At 57.0% G+C, this 21,942-nt stretch carries 12 protein-coding genes; 6 read left to right on the forward strand and 6 right to left on the reverse strand.

Annotation, left to right across the window (positions count from 1 at the left end; all coding sequences use genetic code 11):
- Positions 1 to 2 precede the first annotated feature (2 nt).
- Positions 3 to 4,145 carry a hypothetical protein gene (locus Q1K29_RS16315; protein ID WP_300396177.1) on the forward strand — a complete coding sequence of 1,381 codons (4,143 nt, stop codon included), beginning with the start codon at positions 3 to 5 and terminating at the stop codon, positions 4,143 to 4,145.
- A gap of 190 nt (positions 4,146 to 4,335) precedes the next feature.
- Here the strand turns inward: Q1K29_RS16315 and Q1K29_RS16320 are convergent, their stop codons facing one another.
- Genes Q1K29_RS16320 through Q1K29_RS16330 form a run of 3 tightly spaced genes read right to left on the reverse strand, consistent with a single transcriptional unit; the run spans position 4,336 to position 12,147 of the window.
- Positions 4,336 to 5,634, reverse strand: a complete 1,299-nt coding sequence (locus Q1K29_RS16320) for a hypothetical protein (protein WP_300396179.1) — start codon at positions 5,632 to 5,634, stop codon at positions 4,336 to 4,338.
- Positions 5,631 to 8,870 carry an AAA family ATPase gene (locus Q1K29_RS16325; protein WP_300396181.1) on the reverse strand — a complete coding sequence of 1,080 codons (3,240 nt, stop codon included), beginning with the start codon at positions 8,868 to 8,870 and terminating at the stop codon, positions 5,631 to 5,633. Before Q1K29_RS16325 ends, Q1K29_RS16320 begins: the two co-directional genes overlap by 4 nt.
- Before the next feature lie 7 nt (positions 8,871 to 8,877).
- Positions 8,878 to 12,147: a TM0106 family RecB-like putative nuclease gene (locus Q1K29_RS16330; RefSeq protein ID WP_300396183.1), complete on the reverse strand. Its 3,270-nt coding sequence runs from the start codon at positions 12,145 to 12,147 to the stop codon at positions 8,878 to 8,880.
- A 262-nt stretch (positions 12,148 to 12,409) separates the two neighbouring features.
- Here Q1K29_RS16330 and Q1K29_RS16335 point away from each other — a divergent pair, with 262 nt between their 5' ends.
- From Q1K29_RS16335 to Q1K29_RS16345, 3 genes are read left to right on the forward strand one after another with little or no spacing between them, the layout of a single operon-like run.
- Positions 12,410 to 14,803: a class I SAM-dependent DNA methyltransferase gene (locus Q1K29_RS16335; protein WP_300396186.1), complete on the forward strand. Its 2,394-nt coding sequence runs from the start codon at positions 12,410 to 12,412 to the stop codon at positions 14,801 to 14,803.
- A complete protein-coding gene (locus Q1K29_RS16340; RefSeq protein ID WP_300396188.1) occupies positions 14,800 to 16,095 on the forward strand; it encodes a restriction endonuclease subunit S in 1,296 nt (431 codons plus the stop codon). The genes Q1K29_RS16335 and Q1K29_RS16340 overlap by 4 nt, the downstream gene beginning before the upstream one ends.
- Before the next feature lie 8 nt (positions 16,096 to 16,103).
- Complete coding sequence (locus Q1K29_RS16345) at positions 16,104 to 19,175, forward strand: DEAD/DEAH box helicase family protein (protein ID WP_300396189.1); 3,072 nt, start codon at positions 16,104 to 16,106, stop codon at positions 19,173 to 19,175.
- A gap of 97 nt (positions 19,176 to 19,272) precedes the next feature.
- Here the strand turns inward: Q1K29_RS16345 and Q1K29_RS16350 are convergent, their stop codons facing one another.
- Genes Q1K29_RS16350 through Q1K29_RS16360 form a run of 3 tightly spaced genes read right to left on the reverse strand, consistent with a single transcriptional unit; the run spans position 19,273 to position 20,944 of the window.
- Positions 19,273 to 19,728, reverse strand: a complete 456-nt coding sequence (locus Q1K29_RS16350; protein ID WP_300396191.1) for an isoprenylcysteine carboxylmethyltransferase family protein — start codon at positions 19,726 to 19,728, stop codon at positions 19,273 to 19,275.
- Positions 19,725 to 20,369 (reverse strand): cation diffusion facilitator family transporter, encoded by a 645-nt coding sequence (locus Q1K29_RS16355; RefSeq protein ID WP_300396193.1) that lies wholly within the window; start codon positions 20,367 to 20,369, stop codon positions 19,725 to 19,727. Before Q1K29_RS16355 ends, Q1K29_RS16350 begins: the two co-directional genes overlap by 4 nt.
- Entirely contained in the window at positions 20,366 to 20,944 is a 579-nt protein-coding gene (locus tag Q1K29_RS16360) for an isoprenylcysteine carboxylmethyltransferase family protein (protein WP_300396195.1), read from the reverse strand. The genes Q1K29_RS16355 and Q1K29_RS16360 overlap by 4 nt, the downstream gene beginning before the upstream one ends.
- A gap of 88 nt (positions 20,945 to 21,032) precedes the next feature.
- Here Q1K29_RS16360 and Q1K29_RS16365 point away from each other — a divergent pair, with 88 nt between their 5' ends.
- Together Q1K29_RS16365 and Q1K29_RS16370 are read left to right on the forward strand one after the other, a co-directional pair.
- Positions 21,033 to 21,491 carry a helix-turn-helix domain-containing protein gene (locus Q1K29_RS16365; RefSeq protein ID WP_300396197.1) on the forward strand — a complete coding sequence of 153 codons (459 nt, stop codon included), beginning with the start codon at positions 21,033 to 21,035 and terminating at the stop codon, positions 21,489 to 21,491.
- A 99-nt stretch (positions 21,492 to 21,590) separates the two neighbouring features.
- Positions 21,591 to 21,923: a DUF2946 family protein gene (locus tag Q1K29_RS16370; protein ID WP_300396199.1), complete on the forward strand. Its 333-nt coding sequence runs from the start codon at positions 21,591 to 21,593 to the stop codon at positions 21,921 to 21,923.
- Positions 21,924 to 21,942 lie beyond the last annotated feature (19 nt).

The raw sequence follows: 21,942 nt of genomic DNA on the forward strand, positions 1-21,942 counted from the left end.
GAATGGTGCAGTGGAGGGCAGGCGGGTACGCTGACTGGATGGCGAAACATGTCCGCGTCGACAGGCGGTCCTACCGCGAACGGATTTCGCAATTCTTGAATGACGATAAAACGGACGGACCCAATATCCTCCATTTGTTCGGCCATGGCGGGTCCGGCAAGACGGTGCTCACCGAGATTATCGACGCTAAGCCGGGTGACCGGAAAGATAGATCATGGCTTAATCTCGCTCTCGGCTTTGACGCTTCAAAGAGAGCGGACGCCGGAGACGCAGATTTCGAGACATTCATCGGTAAGGAGATCCAGGCGCAGTTCCGCTGGGCGGCTTGCCTCCACAAGCTTCGCCTTCAAGTCAATCGGGTTGACCGACCGGGCAAGCCTGAGCGCAGCAAGGCGATGCCGGCCTTTGCGGATTTTTACGATCATTGTGTGAGCAGTGATGATACAGACCAGCGCCGCGCCCGCCGGCTGGGGCTGCCTGCCATCCTCATTATCCTCGTAGCACTACTGTTCGGCACGCTCTCGGTGTTGCCGGACCTTCTCGAAGATGCGGCTGGGTTGAGTCTGTCACGCAATGTGCGGATCGCCTTTCTCGTGGCCACAATCCTGCTCCCACTGCTTTCACTTCCGCAGGTCAAAGGCTGGTTCTGGCAGATTTTCATAGGACGCGCGCGCTATCGTAGGCTCGGCATGCGTCCGACAGACTTCCACGATGCCAGCATGGATCAGATGGCGGCGGGCCATCCGCTAATCTCTGATGAACAGCTCACAGAAGTCTTTCTCTCTGACCTGAACCGCTGGCTTTCCAAGAAACGGCGTTACAAGGGTGTCCTTTTCCTGTTCGATCTCCATCAATTCACCGATGCCCCGAAGGCGCGGCAGGCTCTTTGGAAGGGCCTCCGACTACTCGCTAGCGGCAAGACGCCTGGCGCCAAGTCCGGGCTTAGGGATAGAACCCGTATTTTTGTCGCGTCAAAGTTCCGGCCTCAGGAAGAAACTGGCGGGCACGGCGCCGCAAAGAACGGACGGGGTCTCCGTAGCCTTAGCGTGACGAATTTGGAGCCAGCAGAAGCGCTGCAACTTGTAACAACAGCCATATCGGGGCTCGCCGGGGCACCGGACCATGGCAAATTTCCTGAGGATAGCCTTCTTGGGGAAGTCGCCCGGCAGGCCAGGCCGGGGAAGGCGGAAAACAAATCTGGTTTGCCTGGCCACGAGCGGGTCCCAGCGTATGCCATTTCCGACCGACGAGACGCAGGGACGCGGCTTGCGCGCGACGTCATGGCCATGATTGCGTTCGGCACAGCTCCAGATGCGCCCATCAACCCGCAATCAGGAGCTATCGAGGTCCGCGACCGGCTTGCCGCATTCCTTGCCGATCCAGTCGCCTACACGCTTCCGCAAAGCGACGCTCTTAACCGTGTCCGCAGCCTGCTGGACGGGCGACGTCGAAAATTCCTCGAAGACGCATTCGAAAGCCGGCAAGCCTATCAAACAGCCTGCTTGCTTGCGGCTTTCGAGCAAGGCTTGTCGACCAGCGAATGGGATCTAGCAGGAGAGGCACTGCTTCCATTTGAGGCAGCCTTAGAGAGGCGGAGCCTATTTGAGAGCGTAACCGGCCCATGGGATGAGGAAGTCCGGCTGATAGTTCGGCCGGACATACGGGCGCTGATTTCTGCCGGCAACGAGCACTATCTCGTCGGCAATACCTGGGATATCCTCGCCCGGGAATTCGGCGCGTGCTGCAATGCACTGGGCTTGGACAGGGGGGCGCTGACCGTCCGACCCGGTCCCGAAGTGCTGAACACTGCGCGTGTGGCACTATCCTGCCTGCGGGCGGCCGCTTGCCAGGAAGCCTGGCATCAACGACATGAATTTCCCGAAATCCACGAGCGTGCGCCGGCGCTTCTGGACTGGGTGCGAACGGCGCGGCCGAGCATGGAAGTGGGACATGAGCGACTAGACTGGCAGGTCTTTGAACAGGCAGTCGGGGTTTGCCTACAGCTTGCGGCGCCAACCCATGCGGCGCGGGGATACGGCCTGCTTGGTCATGCCAGGATGCGCGCGGCGGTTCTCGACATGCTCGAGACCTATTTCTCCTTGGCGGTCGAGACGGACGAAACAGGCGCTATCGGCTTTCCGACTGTGCCAGAGAGGATCCGGTCTATTGCGAAGGCCGCAGCAGGGCGCCTTGAGGGATTCGGGGAGCTGGCCGGGCTCGAAGGGGAGCCGGCGCAAAAGCTCGACAACGTGCTCAATCTCCTGCGCTTGCTAAATGAAGGCGGATCGCGTGACGATCAGCTCCTGGCGGAAATGCGGGCTGCCTATGCGCAGCGAAAGCTACGCACACCCCAACAAATGATCGACGATTTCGACCGGTTTCGGACGATCGCTATTGATGATCTAAGCGCTGATGCGACAGTGGACTATGCAAATACCTTGCGAAAAATAGCAAGTTCGCTTGCCTCGCGCGAAGCAAATTCCACCGATCCGCATGACGAAGCGAAACGGCTCGCCATATTCAACCGATTCATCGGCAGCACTCTTAGCCGCCTCGACGATATCAAGGCACGGACGGTCGATGCAGCTTACCTCTGGAAACTGACCTGGTTCCAGCTGCGGGCCTGTCTCTACTGGACCAGCGACCTGCTGAGAACCGGCCCGCAAAACTTTATGCCGATTCCGAGCACGTTGCCGGATCACCTGCAGAAACTAGGCCGGGACCTCGCCAGCATCGATGGCATGCCGGACCTGTCTGATCTGCTGGAAATGCGTGCGGGCGCTACCCGCCTGGAGCGAGAAAGCCGACTTACCGCTCTTTCGGCAGACCTGCTCGACCGTTCTCGCCAAGTTTACAAAAAGGGCCTGGAGTCGAGACTCTCGCAAGCGAGACAGCTGGTGGGCGGACTGAATGGGAAGACAACCGATCCGCGCCCCGCCTTCACTGCATTGGCGTCTCTGCAGGCGCAGACGTTCGTCAGCGAAGACGACGCTATATTCCGGTCCGATCCGGACCTCCGCAGATTGCGCGCCGACGCCCGGCGTCTCTATGCGGAAGCAGTCATCGATAATTGGCGAAACCACCCAATGGCGGGCGACGCTGAAAAGGACGTCTCTCTCGAAGAGGCGATTGAGCGGTTTGCCGCCGGCGACGAAGCCGGCGCTAATCGTGAGGCGGGCTATACCGACCCCGGCTATGTCCAAAGGCTGCTCGCAATTCTTGCCGGGCTTAACCCCGGCTGGGAAAGCGCAAGGCCAGGCAGTATTGTAATTGCCCGCTTGGAATCCTTGGGCGGCGAAGAAGGGTCGGGAACGCACGCTCGCACCCGTTTATCGGTTCCGAATTCTGATCTCGACATTTCTATCGCTGATGCGCTTCTGCCACCGGACCTCTATCTTGATGTACGTCTCCGCAATGGTGAGGCCCATCCTGGCAAGAGGCGGACTCAGCTTTATGAGAGTTGGATTGGAAAGCTTTTTCCCGTGATCTTGCTGGCCAACCGTGAAAGCACAATCTGGCCGGTCACGGCCCGAGGCGTCCAATATGCCAGTACTATCTTGCAGCTGTTCTGCCCCATCGCCGAAAGCTGGGAGGTGCTTCAGGCGCATCAGAGGGAGGGAGCCAACGCCCGACCCTTGGCCTGGACTGGCGCTTCGAATTCCTGGCTGACAGTCCGGACAGAGCAGGCCTGGATTGACGCTGTTCTCGCCAACGGTGGAGCCTTCTCGCGTCAACTACCAATGTTGACGTGCGTGACAAGACACACCTATTTTCCGGGTGCCGGTGACACGCTTCTGCCTGAGAGCGACTCGCGCGAAGAGGAAATTCGTCGATTCTTGAGGGCCGCCTATCGCGATCTGAGTTATTCTCGCGACGATGGCGGCCAACTAGTCTTCCATCACCGCAATTACGCGAGCGACCGGCCCAACCGGCATGGGCCGGATCCCTTCAGCCATCAAAAAAACAGGACCTTTATTTCGATGTTTCGCAAAATCTTTGACGAGGAAGCTTCGATCTATGGATGGACAGACCCCCAGCGCCAGGATGGGGCTGCTTCAGCCTTCACAGAGACGGAGCCGCCCGCAGCGCCACAAGGCTTTGCCGCGGAAATGGATGACGATACGGCAGAGTATGAGGTGGAGTGAGGCGGCTGCATGAACATTTGATCATGGATTTGGTCGCAGAGCTTCATTGTGCCACGCCGATTGCCCGGGACCGCGACGTTGCTCTTCAGATTGACACCTCTAGTCGATGGCCTCTGTGCACCAAGATTAGTAGTTCGCCCACTCGAAAGGATCAGGCTCTCGAAATGAGTGAGGGAGCCAAAGGTCTCAATTAAATTGGCTTGAAAAGAACTACGTCGTTTAATCGCTGGGTTATGCGTTTCCCGTGCGAAACATCCAAACTAGAAATCTCAAGATAGGCTTCGTCTTCACCGATCCGATGCCTCCCATGGCGTCCATCATCATTTCCAAGCCCAGAGTGGTGCGGATAAAGAAGGACCTGCCGGCTGCATCCGTAGAGCTTAGCATACGCCATCATCTGATAGACATCAGCTTGGCTCACACCGCGTTTAGGGTCGTCGGCCCGGGCAACCACTCTCTTCCACTTCGTGTCAATCACCGACACAACTTCCTGCCCACGTCGGATAAGGATGTCAGGACGCGTTTGGAACAGCTTTCGGCCCGTTTCCTGTTCAGTCAGGCAATATAGCCGGCCGCCTTGAAGCGCAGCACGCAATCCCGTTCCGACAAGGGCGCGCTGAATCAGTCGCCCAACATACTCCTCAAATAAGACGTTCATATCGAACAAGAGCGAGAAGCCGGGACTGGATCCGCTTGTGGAGGTCTGAAACCGGTCGGACAGCAGAAACCTGGCGAGGCTCAAGAGCTCTGCCCAACGCTGGTTTGTTCTATCGATCGAAACTTGGTCCCAACGTAGCGCCGATGCAGGCACGTCCGAGATCTCCGCGTACGCAAAAGCAAGTTCCTGAAGCCGACGGCGATTGGATTGGCTTTGAGCAATCCGTGCGAGCTTAGTAACGGCCGCTTTCATGATCTGATTGAGAGCTATGTCCGGTGAGAGCTCGTCAAATCGGCAGGCGAGCCGGCTGGGATTAACGGCGTGGCGCGTAAATTGATGAGTGATATCAAGCGACCCGCGCAAAGCGCGAAGGTCATCCTCACAGCCAACATATCTGCGCGGCATCCCCAGGCGAACGGCGTCAGTCAGCTTTACAGAAAACACACGGATAAGGATTTCAAGCAGCGTTTCACGCTGCCAGTCGAGTTCCGTGATCGTGCCAACATCGATCCGCATGTCTAGCGCGACGGCGAGCATGTGAACCAGCCGGCGCCGTATGGCAGCGTCCTTTTGGTCGACGGGTTCTGGGACGTCGATCTTTGGCAGGATCTCGAGTGCGCACCCATCTGCGGCCAAAACACCGACAACACTGCGTGCACGAAGCGCATTACGGCCATGCTCCAGAACGCCGTTCTCACCGCGTCCGGCCAAAGCAGAGCGCGCAGCAACCGCCGCTATTCGATCGGCAGCGAACTCTGGGATGGTCGTCGTGTCTTGAGGATTAGATCCGTAGGGTAGGCGCCCCCATTCGAGAAGGGTGCGCTGGATCATGTGGCCGCGAATTCGGAGAAATCGAAACTTGGCTTCACCGACCAACGAAGACGAGCATTGCTCTCGAACTCATGGTCTTCAAGTCCTTCGAGCGAAAGCCTTTGGCCATCCAGGAAGCGGCCAGTAAAATTCCCTTCCTCTGGAGCACGGCGCCCCTCAAGGACAACCGCGATCTTTGACCAGTCATCGTAGAAATACTCTGCGAGCAGGGGGATTATGGCGTCCCGCATTTTGGCTTCGATATCGGCTTTGCTCTTGCAGTTGATGAAATAGGCGTGCCCAATCTGATGCTCACGATCAAAAAGATACTCGATCCGTTCATTGATCCTAGTGAGTAGTTTCTGAAGATTGACCCCATCCACGTTCGCCGACAGCAGTGTCGGATCCGGCATCAACTCCTTGAACGCGAATCTCCGACGCAGCGCCGTGTCGAGAAGTGCGATCGACCGGTCGGCTGTATTCATAGTGCCGATTATATGAAGGTTAGCAGGGACCCCGAATGGCTTTCCGGAGTAGGGCAGTTGAAGGCGGATTTCATTCTCGCAGCCAAGGCGCTTGTCGGGCTCAAGAAGCGTAATCAGCTCACCGAACACTTTCGAAATATTGGCACGGTTGATCTCGTCGATGATTAGCACATGGTCGCGAGCGTTCTCGGAGGTCGCCGTAACGTCTTTTCCAAGAACGACATTTTCGAGGACGTCCCAATCAATGGCCTTTGGATCAAGGCGATAGACGGACTGCTGCCTGAATGGCTTAGCGTAGATCCGCGAGCGATCGATGCGTGCGTCTTCGTCGCCGCCCCAGAGCCAATTGACTTGCCGTCTGTGTGGATGAAATTCTGCCTCGCTGTCGTAATAATAGTCGCCGACAACTTCGCCAACGGCTCGGACTAGGTCGCGGCCGTCTGAAATGACGACGTAGTCGCCAATCTGCATTGCGCTGCGAAAAGCATATGTAAGCTCTGTGTTACCTTCCTTGCCGGACGCGCTCGCATCTTTCCTCTCGCGCCATTCGGCGAGGATTTCATGAAAATCGTCGAAGCGTTCGTCCGACCAATCGATGTCACCGCCCCAGCCGGTATGAATCAGCTCATTTTCTAATCCGAATAGGATCCTGTCTTCCTGAGATGTACGTCGTCCCAGAGCGACCTTGAATATCGCCTTATTGCGATCAAGTCGCGCTTCAGCATCTGATCCACCGGTGTCTTTCCGTGCCCGTTCGCTGATGCGCTTGAATATGCCGTTATGGACCTTCAGGCTAAAACCGCCTGAGCGCTCGGTGTGTTCGCCGCCTTCCGCCTGTTCGTCATCACCTGTCGTTGGCCGTAGCCCTTCAACAAAGTCCTCATAGGAAAAAGACTGGTGAAACGTAACGAATTCGACGCGCTCACTAGAAACGAGATTCCTATAGACATCCATCAGATTGGACCGGTTGCCGGCGAGCTTCTGTGCTTCGTCGTCTCCCAGGCACAGCCTAACGGCTTCCAAAGCCGTTCTGTAAGTCTTGCCAGTCCCGGGTGGCCCATAGAGAATCAAATTGGTCGTGTCGCGTGACATCTTGCTCGCTCCAGCCTGCTTGGAGAGCCGGCTATCATTTTTCGTAAGGTCGAAAGTAAATGTTGTCGTTGTGCTAGCATTCGGCCCTTCCTGCAGAGGAGGTGGAACGTTTGCGTACTCTTGAAATCTACGACCTTTGAGAGCCTGGCAGACATTCGGCCAAGCCTGGTTCAAATTGAGTTCATTGCTCAGCGTGCCAGCACGAATTGAGACAGTTGGCTCGGCCCGTTCTCTTGCGGGTTCGATGTAATAATTGCGAGCACAGGCGCGTATTCGGTCGGCATCAATCAGCAAGTATCGCTTTTTGGGAACGGGAACTGGCTGATCATCACGATCGACGATGATGTAGCCCGAATTATGCAGCAGTGCCGCGGCGCAGTCTTTTCGAGACCAGCCTCCACTAAGTTGATCGGGTTGCATTGCGATCGCAACTATGGGCTTGGAAGAGAAGATCGTTGTTGATCTGGGCCGGGTCGAGCGGACCCAATAGTCGTGCGCCGTCGAGAACTGCGGATAGGCGTCTTTAAACCCCTCTGGGCCGAGGCTTTCATACTCGTCCATTGCGGCCTCGACAGCTTCGCGGCTGATGGGCGGGGTTGTAATTGAATTGTACTCAGAACTCTCGTAGCCGTGCACAACCCAGAGAGCGCTTTGCACGTCGATCATATCGCGCGGCGCGAGGTCACGTTCTTCAAACGCTCTTCTCACAGCAATCATGAAGCGTCGTTCGTCACGGTAAGTGTCGGCGATAGAGGCGTGAGCGGGAAACTTGCTGCCAACAGCTTCGCGCCAGAGTTCGTCACGTAAACTGCTTCGAATATAAATACCGTGTTCGGGATCGAGGTGCATCAACAGGAACTCTGCGATCTGCCGCGGGGCGTCCTGTTGCGCCTCTCCTGTCGCATCTCCCCATGCCCGTACAAAGGCCGCAACGGCTTCAGGGTGCTGCTCTGGATTGCCGGATGTCGCTTGCAAGAGTGCCTTCAGCGCAGGCCACAATCGCGCTCGATCCGCATCGCCTTTAGGAGACATTGGCCAATAGGTCCGCCACTGCAGCAAATTGCTTTCCGATAGCGCCCGGTGCACGGCATTTTCGATGTCTTGATCGGACGCCGCCTGCTTGAGTTCTTCCCCAAGCTTGCTGGCTGTCTCTAGCTTGTAGTCGCGTTCGCTCTCATCGAACTCGTAAAGCGGGCGATCAAAGCGATCGAAATCTGGGAAGAAATGGCGAAGGCGCTCGATCCAACGTGTTACGGCTTCAGGTTTAAGCACGAGATCATCGGGCCGCTTGAAGATCGCCGTCAAAAGTCTTTCAAAGTCTGAAATGTTATCGACGCGAACAGCGATGCAATCTTGCCCTGGAAAGGACCACGCGCGATTTAGGCCTGAATGACGCCCGCCGTCCTGAAGCCCGTTTTGGTATGGTCGTAGATCGGAGGTGAGGCCTGCTTGGTGTATCTTTTCTTGCCATTGCGGCGACAGATAGAATGTATTGGCGCTGCTCTCGATGCTCCAGACAAGATGGTCTCCTACGCCGAAGACGAACGACACCATCTTTTTCGTTGCGCCCTCACCAGGCGTAAGGCCGGACCGCTTGATCGATTGCAAGAGCCTCGTCCGTAGAGGCACCGGATTTTCACGTTCGTTCTGATTGACGCGTTCTTCAATCTCGTCCCACATACCCAACTCAAACTTCCTTCAACGCACAAAGTGTGTTCACGAGCTTCATCTGCTCCACGGTCGTGCATTTTGCTTCGCAAAGGCGGGGACTAGCAAAGACTAGCGAGAGCGCCTTCGCCCGAGAAACGGCGACGTTGATGCGATTCAATGAGAACAGAAACTCCATACCGCGCGGCGTCTCCTCAGCTGAAGACGCCGTCATGGACACCAGGCAGATCGGAGCTTCCTGGCCCTGGAACTTGTCAACCGTGCCAACACGAATGGCGTCGGGTAGGGCGGCGCGAAGTGCGTTCACCTGAGCGTTGTATGGCGCAACGACGATGATGTCCTCAGCGCGAACCGCTCTAGTTACTCCATTCTTGTCTGTGAACGTCCCAGCCATCAGAGCGGCGGCCGCAGTGCACAGAGCCGCAACTTCTTCGTTCGCAACCTGGGCGTTGCCCTCATGCTCGACCGGGACAAGAAAGGCGCCGGATTCAGGGTAGGGCGTGGCTGAAACACGCTGCGTAGCTGTATCCGGGTGGCTCTGAAGGCGATCCTCGTAAACCTGTTGAGAGATGAACTTGCAGACGTCTGGATGCATCCTTCGCGTCGTCGGCAGGAAGATCCCTCGATCCTCCGGCACGGTGGCGTGATCGCCCAGCATCCACTGAAGACAGGAGAGGTTGGCCGGAGAAGGGTGGGCGCCCTGGATGACCTGGGGAAGCTGTTGCGGGTCGCCAACCAGCACGATATTGCGGGCGGCACGCCCCATGGCGGCCATGTTTGCGAGGCCGACCTGGCCGGCTTCATCGACGAATAGCCAGTCAAAGGCCTGCAGATTCTCGGAGCGCGAGAAGAAGAAAGCCGTGCCGCCGACGATGTCACCGCCACCCTCTGCTTCCTTGTTCGATTTGGTTCGATGCACCAGGCTGTCCTCGTCATAGCCATCCTCGTCGCTCGACACCTTATGGATCAGCGAGACATTGCGCGGCAGAGGCGCCTCCTTCATGGCCTCCACGCAGCCTGTCAGAACATTGCGGATCGCTTCGTGACTGTTTGAGGTGACACCCACCCGGTAGCCGGCTTTGACGAGCGACAGGATAGCGCGCGCTGAAACATAGGTCTTTCCGGTACCGGGCGGTCCCTGGATTGCCAGCAGCGTGTCATCCATCTGATGGACGGCCTCGATCGTGCCAGCAACTGGATCATCAGCCAGCAGGATTTTGGTCCGGCCGTCTTTCATCCGCGGCGCACGTGACGCGAGGAGATCATCGACAGCGCGGTAAGCGCGTGGTCCGCATTGGTCATCGATCACGTCTGCGAGAGCATCGGCGATCACGCCGGTGTTCAATGGCCAGTCGGGATGCAATGTGAGCCTATCAGCAAGTACACGAGCGCGCTTCTCGCCGACCTTGAGCGTGATCGTGCCCTCAGGCTCCATTTCCTCCACCGACACGGAGACCGGTGGACCTTCGATATCGGGCACGGTTGCACGCTTGCCGGCACGGAGCTTCGTTTCCTGGGGCGGGAAGGTATAGCTTCGGGCTACCGAGCGCTTGACCGGCACGCCAGGCCCACTGGCGGCCAGGCCGGCAAGGGCATCGAGGTCATCAATCAGCTCGTCCTCGTCCTTGCCTGCGCTATCGAACACAGCCCATTGCGCGGGCTTGGCTTCCCGGTTGTGAAAGAGACCGAGATTGAAGAGCATGTCCTGGCGGTCCGCGGACAAGTCCGACGCAGCGACCTTATCCCTTAGCGCGGTGACGGCTGCGTCTTCCTCCTCTTCCTTTTCGCCGGCATCGACGTCTAAACTGGGCCAAGGACGATCCGGGCGAATGCCGATCAGCCAGTCACGCAACTTCTCGGTCGAGACGCAGTCGACGAGGTTATACTCCTCGATCTCGTCGAGAATGGACTGCTCACCGGTCTCTCGCCACCTTTCGTAAGCGACGACGGATCCACCGGCTGTTGTTACCTCGCCAGTGCGGTCGATCCCGTAGAAAGCCTCCATCGATTTGATCGAGTAGTTGGGCTCCGATGCGATGAGACCTCCGCGAACCACAGCGAAAAGATCCACGAAGCGGTGTTCGCGAAGCAGGCGATCAAGAAACGCCTCTCCGATGCCATACTTGATGGTCAGGCGACGAAGCGCCGTAATCTCATAGGGCGCATAGTGATAGATGCGGGCACCGGGAAACTGATCGAGCCGCTTACGGAAAAACGCCAAAAGGTCCGCCAGCGCTTGTGCTTCGGCGTCGTGATCATGGGCCCAAAATGCCTTGAACTGGTCGTCGAACCAGAGGCCGTGAAGATATTCGAGACCGTCCTCGTAATGTGGATCGCCCTCGATGTCGTAGAAGAGGTCGCCTGGCTGAGGTTCCGGTAGCAGATCAAAGCCCTTGCCCTGTTCAAATGGGCGCAACCGATAATCGGGATAGCCGCTCTTGCGGGCTTGCTGAAGCTGCGCCTGCACGGTCAGCTTGTCGAGGGTCGCTTCCGCCATTCCGCGAACAGGTGTTGTCAGTTCGGAGAGTTCGGCCAGTGTCCGGATGCCGGCCGCCTCGAGTTTCTTGACCTGGCCACGCGTGATGTTGGCGACATTGAACAGGCTGTCTTCTTCTGTCCAAGTGCTTTCGCAATGATCGGCCCATCGGCAGAGGGCGCAATCCGAACATGGAATAGGGCGGGTCGGTTCTGGTGAGGCAACGAAGTCTTCCAGGCGCTGTCGAGCCGCTCGGGCGTTTTGCGCGTAGTCAGCGACACGCAGCGATACACGCGAGCCGTCGCCGAGTGCGAGATGCGCCTCTTCCGGCATCGTCCCCTGCACTTCGGCCAGCATGTCGGAGTAGAGCACAAGCTGAAGGACATGTTTTGGATCGGGGCGCCGCTTCAGCTTGGTGTCGGTGACCTCATAGCTGAATTCGCCAAGCAAGGAGGGACGATCGACCCGTTCGAGGAAATCCGACCAGCCGCCCCATTGGCCGGATAGGAAGGCGCCCTGGAAGATGATGTCAGGACCGGCGGCAAGGTGATCTCGGGTAGCTTGTGCAACAGCGGCGAGTGATTTGCGATCGACCTCAATGACGGTTTTTCCAGAGGCCTTGAGCTGATCGAGATAGTTGGCTTCGTGTGCGTTACCCTGTTTCTGGAGGAGTTCGGCGTCTTCGGTGTCGACGCGAGGATCCGGGCCCGCGCCCTTAAGGTAGGCGAGGTCCAGCGTCGTGGCGTGCCGACACCCGACGAAGCGCATCAGGTCGGATGCGGATAGGAGGATGTAGTCTTGTTGCTGTTTCAATATGATCGTCCACGAATGCTCACCAAGACAATCGTCGTTCTACCGGAGTTTCAATAGGCAGATGAGGCGAGTGCACAGATTGCGCCTGTTCTCGGTCGGACAAATCACTGCCCGGAAAAGTCGCTTGAAACAGGCGAGGACGACCGCAGAACGACGCTGCGCCACTTGTACAGGCCGACCAATCATATTCTTCTTAGTTGTATAAAGTTCAGCTTAAAGCTGAGGGCGTAGAAGGCACATCTTGGTGTCTGGAGGGCGAAATATGGAAAATTCCGCGCACAACAAACTCGTTTCCTTCATTTGGAGCATTGCGGACGACTGCCTGAGGGATGTGTATGTGCGCGGTAAATACCGCGATGTGATCCTTCCTATGGTCGTACTACGCCGGCTCGACTCCCTTCTGGAGTCGTCGAAGCAGGCTGTTCTGGATGAGGTCGAGTTCCAGAAGAAGGAGATGGAGTTTGGCGAACTGGATGCGAGCGGGCTGAAAACGGCGTCCGGCTACGTGTTCTACAATACGAGCAAATGGACGCTCTCCAAGCTCTATAGCACGGCAACCAACAATCAGCAGATCCTGGTTCAAAACTTCGAAGAGTATCTCGACGGGTTCAGCCCGAACGTCCGCGAGATTATCGAAAAGTTCGAGCTTCGATCAAAGATCCGCCACATGGCGGCAAAAGATGTCCTGCTCGACGTCCTCGAAAAATTCGTATCGCCCTACATCAATCTGACGCCGCACGGGGCCGAGGCGCCCGATGGCACGCGCCTTCCTGCCCTGTCGAACCTCGGCATGGGCTATGTTTTCGAGGAACTGATCCGTAAGTTCAACGAAGAGAATAATGAGGAAGCTGGTGAGCACTTCACGCCGCGCGAGGTGATCCACCTCATGACACACCTGGTCTTCGATCCAATCAAGGACCAGCTGCCCCCGGTCATGACGATCTATGACCCGGCTTGTGGCTCGGGCGGAATGCTCACCGAGGCGCAGAACTATATCAAAGACGAAGAGGGCGCGATCCGGGCCTCGGGAGATGTCTATCTGTACGGCAAAGAGATCAACGACGAGACCTACGCCATCTGTAAGTCCGACATGATGATCAAGGGGAACAACCCTAAGAACATTCGACCAGGATCAACGCTGTCCACGGATGAGTTTGCGTCGGAACGATTCGACTTCATGCTGTCCAATCCGCCGTACGGCAAAAGCTGGAACAGCGAAGTCAAATACATCAAGGACGGCAAGACCGTCATCGATCCGCGCTTCCAGGTCGAGCTCACCGACTATTGGGGAAACAAGGAGACCGTAGACGCTACGCCGCGGACCTCAGACGGTCAGCTACTCTTCCTGATGGAGATGGTGAGCAAAATGAAATCAGCGACCGATGCCTCGCTCGGCTCGCGCATCGCCTCCGTCCACAACGGCTCAAGCCTGTTCACCGGGGACGCCGGCAGCGGGGAATCCAATATCCGCCGCTTCATCATCGAGAATGACATGCTGGACACCATCATCCAGCTGCCGAACAATTTGTTCTACAACACGGGCATCACGACCTACATCTGGACCGTGTCCAACGCCAAGCCCGAGGCGCGGCGCGGGCGCGTCCAACTTATCGATGCCAATCTGCTGTTCCGTAAGCTGCGCAAGAACCTTGGTGACAAGAACTGCGAGTTCTCGGACGAGCACATCCAGCAGATCACCGACGCCTTCCTCGCCTTCGCCCCAATCGAGCGCGAGATGGATGCCAACAACGATCCCACCGGCATCGCCGTGCAGGTCTTCGACAACGCCGACTTCGGCTACCACAAGGTCACCATCGAACGCCCCGACCGCCGCCGCGCAGCTTTCAGCGCCGAACGCCTTGCGCCCCTGCGCTTTGACAGGTCGCTGCGCGAGCCCATGGAGTGGCTCTATGGCGAACACGGCGATCAGGTCTATCAGCCGGGCTTCCTCAAGGAACAGACCAAGGCAATCACCGCATGGTGCGAGGAAGCGGGCATCACCCTGAACGCCAAGGCAAAGACCAAGCTGCTCGACACCAAGTATTGGACCCGGCTGCGGGACCTGCTGGCCACGGCGACCCAGATCATGGGCGATGTGGGCACGGAGGAGACCGATGATTTCAACGCCTTCCGCAAGACGGTGAACGCCGCAATCAAGGCGCGCAAGATCAAGCTGGGCGTGACCGAGAAGAACGCCATCCTGAACGCCGTCAGCTGGTACGACGAGACCGCCCAGAAGGTCATCGCCAAGACCCACAAGCTGACCGGCGCGGAGGTCGAGGAGCTGACCACGCATCTGGGCTGTGCGGCAGGCGATCTGGCCGATTTCGGCTGGTACGTCCAAGCGGACGGCAGCTACCTGACCTACGAGAGCACCTCTGACCTGCGCGATGCGGAAAGCGTGCCGCTGAAGGATGACATCCACCGCTACTTCCTGGCGGAGGTGAAGCCGCATGTGGACGAGGCCTGGATCAACCTCGACTCTGTGAAGATCGGCTACGAGATCAGCTTCAACAAGTATTTCTACCGCCACAAGCCGCTGCGCAGCCTTGAAGAGGTCACGCAGGATATCCTGGCGCTGGAAAAAAAGGCCGACGGGCTGATCGCCGACATCCTTGGCGTCGAGGTCGCGACCAAGCTAGAGCCGGCGGAATGAACATCGCGGCATATCCGAAGTACGACGAGTATAGCGACAGTGGCGTCCAGTGGGTTGGTCATTTCCCCGCCAACTGGGAGTTGGCTCGCCTTGGCGGGCTTTTTGAAGAGCGGCGTCAGAAAGTGTCGGACACAGACTTTGAACCACTCTCAGTCACGAAGAACGGTATCTTTCCGCAGTTGGCAACCGCTGCGAAAACCAACGATGGGGACAATCGTAAACTGGTCAGAGCGGGCGATTTCGTCATCAACAGCCGATCCGACCGGAAAGGGTCCAGCGGTGTTTCCCCGCTGGATGGTTCAGTTTCACTGATCAACATCGTGCTTGAGCCAAAGCGCATTCTGCCTGAGTTCTGCCACCATCTGTTGAAGTCCTATGCTTTCGTCGAGGAGTATTACCGAGTGGGGCGCGGCATCGTCGCAGACCTTTGGACGACGCGATACGACGAGATGCGAACGATTCTGGTCGCGCTGCCTTCGCCCAAGGAACAACGCGCCATCGCGGCGTTTCTGGATGGGAAATGCGCGACGATTGACGAGGCGGTGCGGATCAAGGAGGCGCAGATCAGGCTGCTGGCCGAGCGCAGGCAGATCCTGGTCCAACAGGCTGTCACCCGCGGCCTGAACCCCGCCGCGCCCATGAAGGACAGCGGCATCGACTGGATCGGCCAGATCCCCGCGCATTGGGAGGTCCTGAAGCTGCGCAACATGGGAAGCTTTCAGAACGGTATCAGTGAGGCGGCTGATTACTTCGGCTCCGGACACCCATTCATCACCTACGGGGACGTCTTCAATAACGAGATACTGCCTGAGAATGCATCGGGTCTTGCGAAGTCGGATAGCCGCGCTCAGGCACTGTATTCGGTGAAAGCTGGGGACATCTTCTTCACAAGGACATCGGAGGTCGCATCGGAGATCGGTATCGCATCGGCTGCGACTTCCGATATTCCCAAGGCAACTTTTTCCGGTTTTCTCATTCGCTTTCGACCGAAGGTTGGCAGCATCGTTCCCGAATTTGCCCGTTTCCTGTTCCGGTCTGATTACGTTCGGGTGTTCTTTGCCCACGAAGTAAACATCGTAACCCGGGCCTCCCTCGGCCAAGAGCTTTTGAAAAACCTACCCGTCTTTGCGCCTCCACCAGATGAACAGGTCCGGATTGCAACCTGGTTGGAAGGCAAGACCCAAGATTTGGATGGCGCAATCGACTTCAAGAAATCCCAGATCACCGCATTGCGGGAATACAAGACGAGCTTGATCAACGCGGCGGTGACTGGAAAGATCAAACTGGTTTAGGGGCGAAAATGGTCAGCGAAACGAATGAACGCGCCCTGGAAGCGGCGATTGAACGCAAGCTCGCGGGCCTCACGAGTGAAGAGCTTAAACTATCACCCTCTGCCGCGCCTCAAGGGCTTCATCATGGCTACCGGATTGGAAAGCCGCAGAACTTCAACAAGGCGTTTGCGATCGATGAAGAGATGTTCTGGGGGTTTCTGGAAGCCACCCAAGCTGACGAGCTGGACAAGCTGAAACGATCAGGGCCTGACTGGCAGAGAAAAGTGCTGGAGCGCTTTGATAGGCTCGCCAGAAAGAATGGCCTGCTGCATCTCCTGAAGAAGGGGCTTAGCGTCGACGACGCTCACCTCTATTTGATGTATCCGGCACCGCTCGCGAGCAGCTCTGAAGCGGTTCGAGAGAATTTCGAGTCCAACATCTTTAGCTGCACGCGCCAGCTGACTTATTCCGAAATCAATCCTCTCGAAGAGATCGATATTGTTCTGTTCCTGAATGGAATGCCGATTGTCACGCTGGAGCTGAAGAATGCCTGGACGGGGCAGACCGCGCGCTATCACGGCCAAAAGCAGTATCGCCAGGACCGGGACACCAGCCAGACCCTTTTCCATTTTGCGCGCTGCCTGGTGCACATGGCCGTCGACACAGACGATGCGTTCATGACGACTAAGCTGGCGGGTCAGAGCACCTTCTTTCTGCCCTTCAATCGAGGGCATGATGGCGGCAAGGGCAATCCGCCCAACCCGTATGGCCACAAGACTGCCTATCTCTGGGAAGAGGTCTTTTCGCGCAAGAGCCTTGCCAACATCATTCAGCACTTTATGCGGCTCGATGGCTCGTCCAGGGACCCACTCGCCAAGCGGACGCTGTTCTTCCCGCGCTATCACCAGCTTGATGTTGTGCGTAAGCTGATCGGGCATGCCTCGAGCAAAGGCGTTGGGCACACTTATCTCATCCAGCATTCGGCCGGCTCAGGAAAGTCAAACTCCATCACATGGGCCGCCTATCAGCTGATTGAGGCCTACCCGGAGCGCGCAGATCTGCCGGGCGCGAGAGCGAAGGATATTCCACTTTTCGACAGTGTTATCGTGGTCACCGATCGCCGCCTCCTTGATCAGCAGCTTCGTCAAAACATCAAGGAGTTTTCCGAGGTTAAGAATATCGTCGCGCCAGCGCATTCCTCAGCCGAGCTGAGAGCAGCTCTTGAGCAAGGCAAGAAGATCATCATCACGACCATCCAGAAGTTCCCTTTCATCGTGGATGGCATTGACGATCTGAGTGACAAGCGCTTCGCCGTCATCATTGACGAGGCGCACAGCTCACAAAGCGGCACCGCCCATAGCAAGATGAACATGGCGATGGGCCGCGACGCTGATGATCCCGATGCTGATGATATTCAGGACAAGATCATTGCGGCGATGCGGGCGCGAAAGATGCGCGGAAACGCCTCCTACTTCGCCTTCACTGCGACCCCCAAGAATACGACGCTCGAGAAGTTTGGTGAGCAGAGGCCGGACGGCACGTTTCACCCCTTTCATCTCTATACGATGAAACAGGCCATCGAGGAGCATTTCATTCTCGACGTGCTCGCCAATTACACGACATATCGAAGCTATTACGAGATCCAGAAGTCCATCGAAGACAATCCGGAATTCGACAGTCGAAAGGCGCAAAAGAAGCTTAAAGCCTTCGTCGAGCGCAGCCCGAGCACGATCGCCGTGAAGGCTGAAATCATGCTCGATCATTTCATGACCAATGTCGTGAACGCAAAGAAGCTGCACGGCAAAGCGCGCGGCATGATCGTGACGCAAAACATCGAAGCCGCCATTCGATACTACAGGGTTATCAGGAAGCTTCTGAGCGAGAAGGGGAAGCCGTTTGACGCGCTGATCGCTTTCTCAGGAGAGAAGCTGGTTGATGGTGTTGCTTACACGGAAGCTGGCCTGAACGGGATCTCAGACGACAAGACGAAGCAATTTTTCGATGGCGTCGATGAAGAAGGAAAGCCGATCATCCATAATGGCCAATCGATTGAAAACACCTATCGCTTACTGGTCGTTGCCAACAAATATCTGACCGGCTTTGATCAGCCGAAGCTGTCTGCCATGTATGTGGACAAGAAGCTGCAGGGCGTTCTCTGCGTCCAGGCCCTTTCGAGACTGAACCGGGCGGCGCCGAAGCTTGGGAAAAAGACCGAGGACCTTTTCGTTCTCGACTTCTTCAACACTGTTGATGATATCAAAGCTGCTTTTGACGATTTCTACACAGCGACCTCTCTCTCAGAAGCAACTGACGTTAATGTGCTGCATGAGCTGAAAGACCACCTCGACGATGAGGGCGTGTATGAGTGGTCCGAAGTTCAGACGTTTAACGAGCGCTATTTCTCAAATGCAGACGCTCAGGATCTTAGCCCACTCATCGACACTGCCGCCCACCGTTTCAATGATGAGCTCGATCTAGAAGACGACGAGAAGGCGGACTTCAAAATCAAGGCAAAGCAATTTGTCAAAATCTATGGACAGATGGCCTCGATCCTTCCGTTCGAAGTTCTGGTCTGGGAGAAGCTCTTCTGGTTTCTAAAATTTCTCATCCCCAAGCTCGTCGTTAGGGATCCCGATGCCGATCAACTGGATGAGCTCCTGGAGTCTGTAGATCTGTCGTCCTACGGCTTGGAGCGCACAAGGCTCAGCCATTCGATCAGCCTTGACCCCTCGGTCACCGAAATGGATCCGCAGAATGCGAACCCTCGGAGCACGCATTCTGGCGGCGACGAACGAGATCTGCTGGAAACCATCGTCGCTACGTTCAATGAACGATGGTTCGAGGGGTGGGCCGCAACGCCCGAAGAGCAACGCGTGAAGTTTCTGGATCTTGCGCAGAGAATCCAGGCGCACCCGGACTTTGAGACGAAGTACAAGCAGAACCCCGATGCCCACAATCGCAAGCTTGCCTTCGATAAAATTTTTGAAGACGTGCTGATGCAAAAACGCCGAACCGAACTCGAGCTCTACCGGCTGCTCACAAAAGATCCGGCCTTCAAGTCTGCTTTGCGATCGAGTTTGAAGGAATTGGTCGACACTTGATGCTCGCCGAAATCAAATTTCCCATATGGGCCGATTATGCGAGGAGGGGAGGGCGGGTTTATCCCGGAAGGAGACATTGCTTACCTGCAAAATGCTACTAAAGCCATCGCCGGGTCCTCGCGCAGTACTGTTCGTAATCAGCGCCGAACTTTGCGCGCAGTGCGACCTCTTCGGGTTTGATCTGCAGATACGTGAGGGCGGCGACGAACAGGCCCGGAAAGATGAGTGCCGCCGCATTCCCGAGTGCCACGGCACCTGCGGCAAGGAGCATTGCGAAGCCGAGATACATGGGGTTGCGGGAAAGACGGAATATCCCGCCAGTCACGAGCTGCGCTGCGGTATCAGGGTGAACCGGATTTACGGTTGTCGTCGCTGTCCTGAACGCGCCAAGGGCGGCGAGAAGTATCAGGCTGGCGATGATGGCAAGCATGACAGCGAGCAATACCCCGACCGGTCCAATGTCGTAGGCGAGACTTGGGAGGAGCCAGGCGACAAGCCACGCAGCGATCAGGAAGCCAGCAAGCTGCAGCACCGGAGGAATCCGCAAGGTCAACGGCCTGCTTCCCTTGATGCCTGTGTGCCCTTTGCGCCAGCCCTCAACTCGTCGATGGCTTGTAAGGTTATCGACCAGGAAGAACGCAGGAAAAGGCTGGCGAGAATGCCTGCGACAACGATATCGGGCCACGCCGAGCCTGTCACCGCAACAAGCGCTGCGGCCAGGATCACACCAACATTGCCGATCGCATCATTTCGCGAGCAGAGCCAGACCGAGCGCACATTGCTGTCTCCGTCGCGCCAGCGCAAAAGTATCATGACGCTGAGCATGTTGGCCATGAAGGCGAGGCCACCGATAAGGCTCATCGTTACAGTCTCCGGCGTGCCCTCTGAAAATATGCGCGCGCCGGTCGTGCCGAGAATGAAGATGGCGATCAAAGCCAGCGTTCCGGCCTTGAACAGCGCCGCCTTCGCGCGTACCGAAGCGCTCATTCCTATGACGGCCAGGCTGATGGCGTAGGTTGCCGCATCGCCGCCAAAATCGAGCGCGTCGGCTTTGAGCGCCTGCGATCTCGCAAGGTAGCCTGCAGATATCTCGACGATGAACATGATGGCGTTGATGGCTGTCACCGCCAGCAGCGCGCGCCGGTAGGCTGTCGACGTTCCATCGAAGGTTTTCTGATTGCAGCAATCGCTCATGACCCTGTCTCCCTTGGCACGCCAATGAAACGCGGCGTCCGCTTGCAATAGGCGTCGTACTGAGCGCCATAAGTTTCTCGTAGCCATGGCTCCTCGGCAAAAGGTGCGGCGGCCAGTGCCGCGATTCCTGCGAATATGACAGGAAGGGCAGACGCGGATGCGCTCAGCACCGCCCAACCTGCCAGCATCAGCATGTCGGCAACATATTGCGGGTGACGGGAGTAGCGATAAAGACCGGTCGTCATGAGCTTGCCCGTGTCTCCGGATGTCTGATCAAACCCAAAGCGGAAAGCCGCGGGCCAGACCAGCACGTTTCCTAAGAGCACGGCCAAAAGTCCCGGGCCAAACCGAAGCCAGTCCGGAAGCCCCAGGCTGCCCCAGCCTGTTACGCCGAGCCACAGCGCTGGTCCAAAGACTGCCAGTGTAGCAATCCACGTGACGATGGCCGTGAGGCGGGAATAGTACTGCGGTGGCCAAATTCTGTGAGAGGGAAAGAGCGCCGACCAGAGGAGGATGATCACAAATCCGCTTCCCGCGACGACCCCGACCAGTTGAATGATTTGATTGAACGCCATGGTGTTTCAAGAAATTCGTAACTTGTGCTTCGCCTTCAGATCCTACAGTCTACAGTAACTGTAGACACAAGAGGTATTTGTTGTGGGCATGATGACGATCGGAAAACTGGCGAGTGCCACAGGTGTGAAGGTCACAACCATTCGCTACTACGAATGCATTGATCTACTCCCGGAGCCTGACAGGAGCAAAAGCGGCCAAAGACTCTATGATCAGAATGCTGTTGAGCGTCTCGCCTTTATTCGGCATGCCCGCGATCTGGGATTTTCGGTGAAGACGGTCAGGGAACTGATTTCGCTACAGGTGGAGCCCGATCGGGATTGTGCAGTGGTGGACCAAATCGCCCGCCGTCAACTCGGCGAAGTACGGCGGCGACTGACACAGCTCGAAGCTCTTGAAGCTGAATTGAAGCGTATGGTGTCAGCGTGTGAAGGTGGCCGGATTGGGACGTGTTCTGTCCTGGCATCGCTCAGCGACCATGAGACTTGTCTGGCAGACGATCATGCGGGCGCAGAGGTTCTTGCCAGTTCTCCATCACTAAAGGCTTGACCCTCTAGCGGCTGTAGATTCCAGAATTAGCTGGAAAGCGTTAGTGAGATTTCAATCCAGGTCTGCTATCGAGGCATCATGCAGGGAACGCATCTCATCATGCATCTGCGCGCATTGCTCGTCATTGTCATTGCGGCAGCCTTTCTGATTGCGCCGGTAAGCGCCTCAGCCGAATTGGCCCACGCCGCGGACAAGGAAGCAGCGATCTGTGCTGATGCTCAGGGGAACGCAGAAGATCCTGCGGAAACGCCAGACCATGAAGGGCACGCCCACACTTCGCATCACTGCGGAACGTGCCATGTCCACATCATGGGGGGCGGTTTCTTGCCTGCTTCATTGGATATTGCGACATCCCACAAGCGCCATGCGTTTGTAAACGCGGTGCCGATGGGGCTTGCCCCGGACGGCCTCTACCGTCCTCCCCGCGCCTAGATCAACGACAGTCTTAGCT

Origin of the sequence: Henriciella sp. (assembly GCF_029937755.1) — a bacterium.
Classification (GTDB): Bacteria; Pseudomonadota; Alphaproteobacteria; order Caulobacterales; family Hyphomonadaceae; genus Henriciella.

Coding starts and splice junctions, on each gene's coding strand:
- Q1K29_RS16360 (WP_300396195.1), bottom strand. CDS start 20,944: ATGGCGTTCAATCAAATCATTCAACTGGTCGGGGTCGTCGCGGGAAGC.
- Q1K29_RS16320 (WP_300396179.1), bottom strand. CDS start 5,634: ATGATCCAGCGCACCCTTCTCGAATGGGGGCGCCTACCCTACGGATCT.
- Q1K29_RS16315 (WP_300396177.1), top strand. CDS start 3: ATGGTGCAGTGGAGGGCAGGCGGGTACGCTGACTGGATGGCGAAACAT.
- Q1K29_RS16355 (WP_300396193.1), bottom strand. CDS start 20,369: ATGAGCGATTGCTGCAATCAGAAAACCTTCGATGGAACGTCGACAGCC.
- Q1K29_RS16370 (WP_300396199.1), top strand. CDS start 21,591: ATGCATCTGCGCGCATTGCTCGTCATTGTCATTGCGGCAGCCTTTCTG.
- Q1K29_RS16345 (WP_300396189.1), top strand. CDS start 16,104: ATGGTCAGCGAAACGAATGAACGCGCCCTGGAAGCGGCGATTGAACGC.
- Q1K29_RS16365 (WP_300396197.1), top strand. CDS start 21,033: ATGATGACGATCGGAAAACTGGCGAGTGCCACAGGTGTGAAGGTCACA.
- Q1K29_RS16340 (WP_300396188.1), top strand. CDS start 14,800: ATGAACATCGCGGCATATCCGAAGTACGACGAGTATAGCGACAGTGGC.
- Q1K29_RS16335 (WP_300396186.1), top strand. CDS start 12,410: ATGGAAAATTCCGCGCACAACAAACTCGTTTCCTTCATTTGGAGCATT.
- Q1K29_RS16325 (WP_300396181.1), bottom strand. CDS start 8,870: ATGTGGGACGAGATTGAAGAACGCGTCAATCAGAACGAACGTGAAAAT.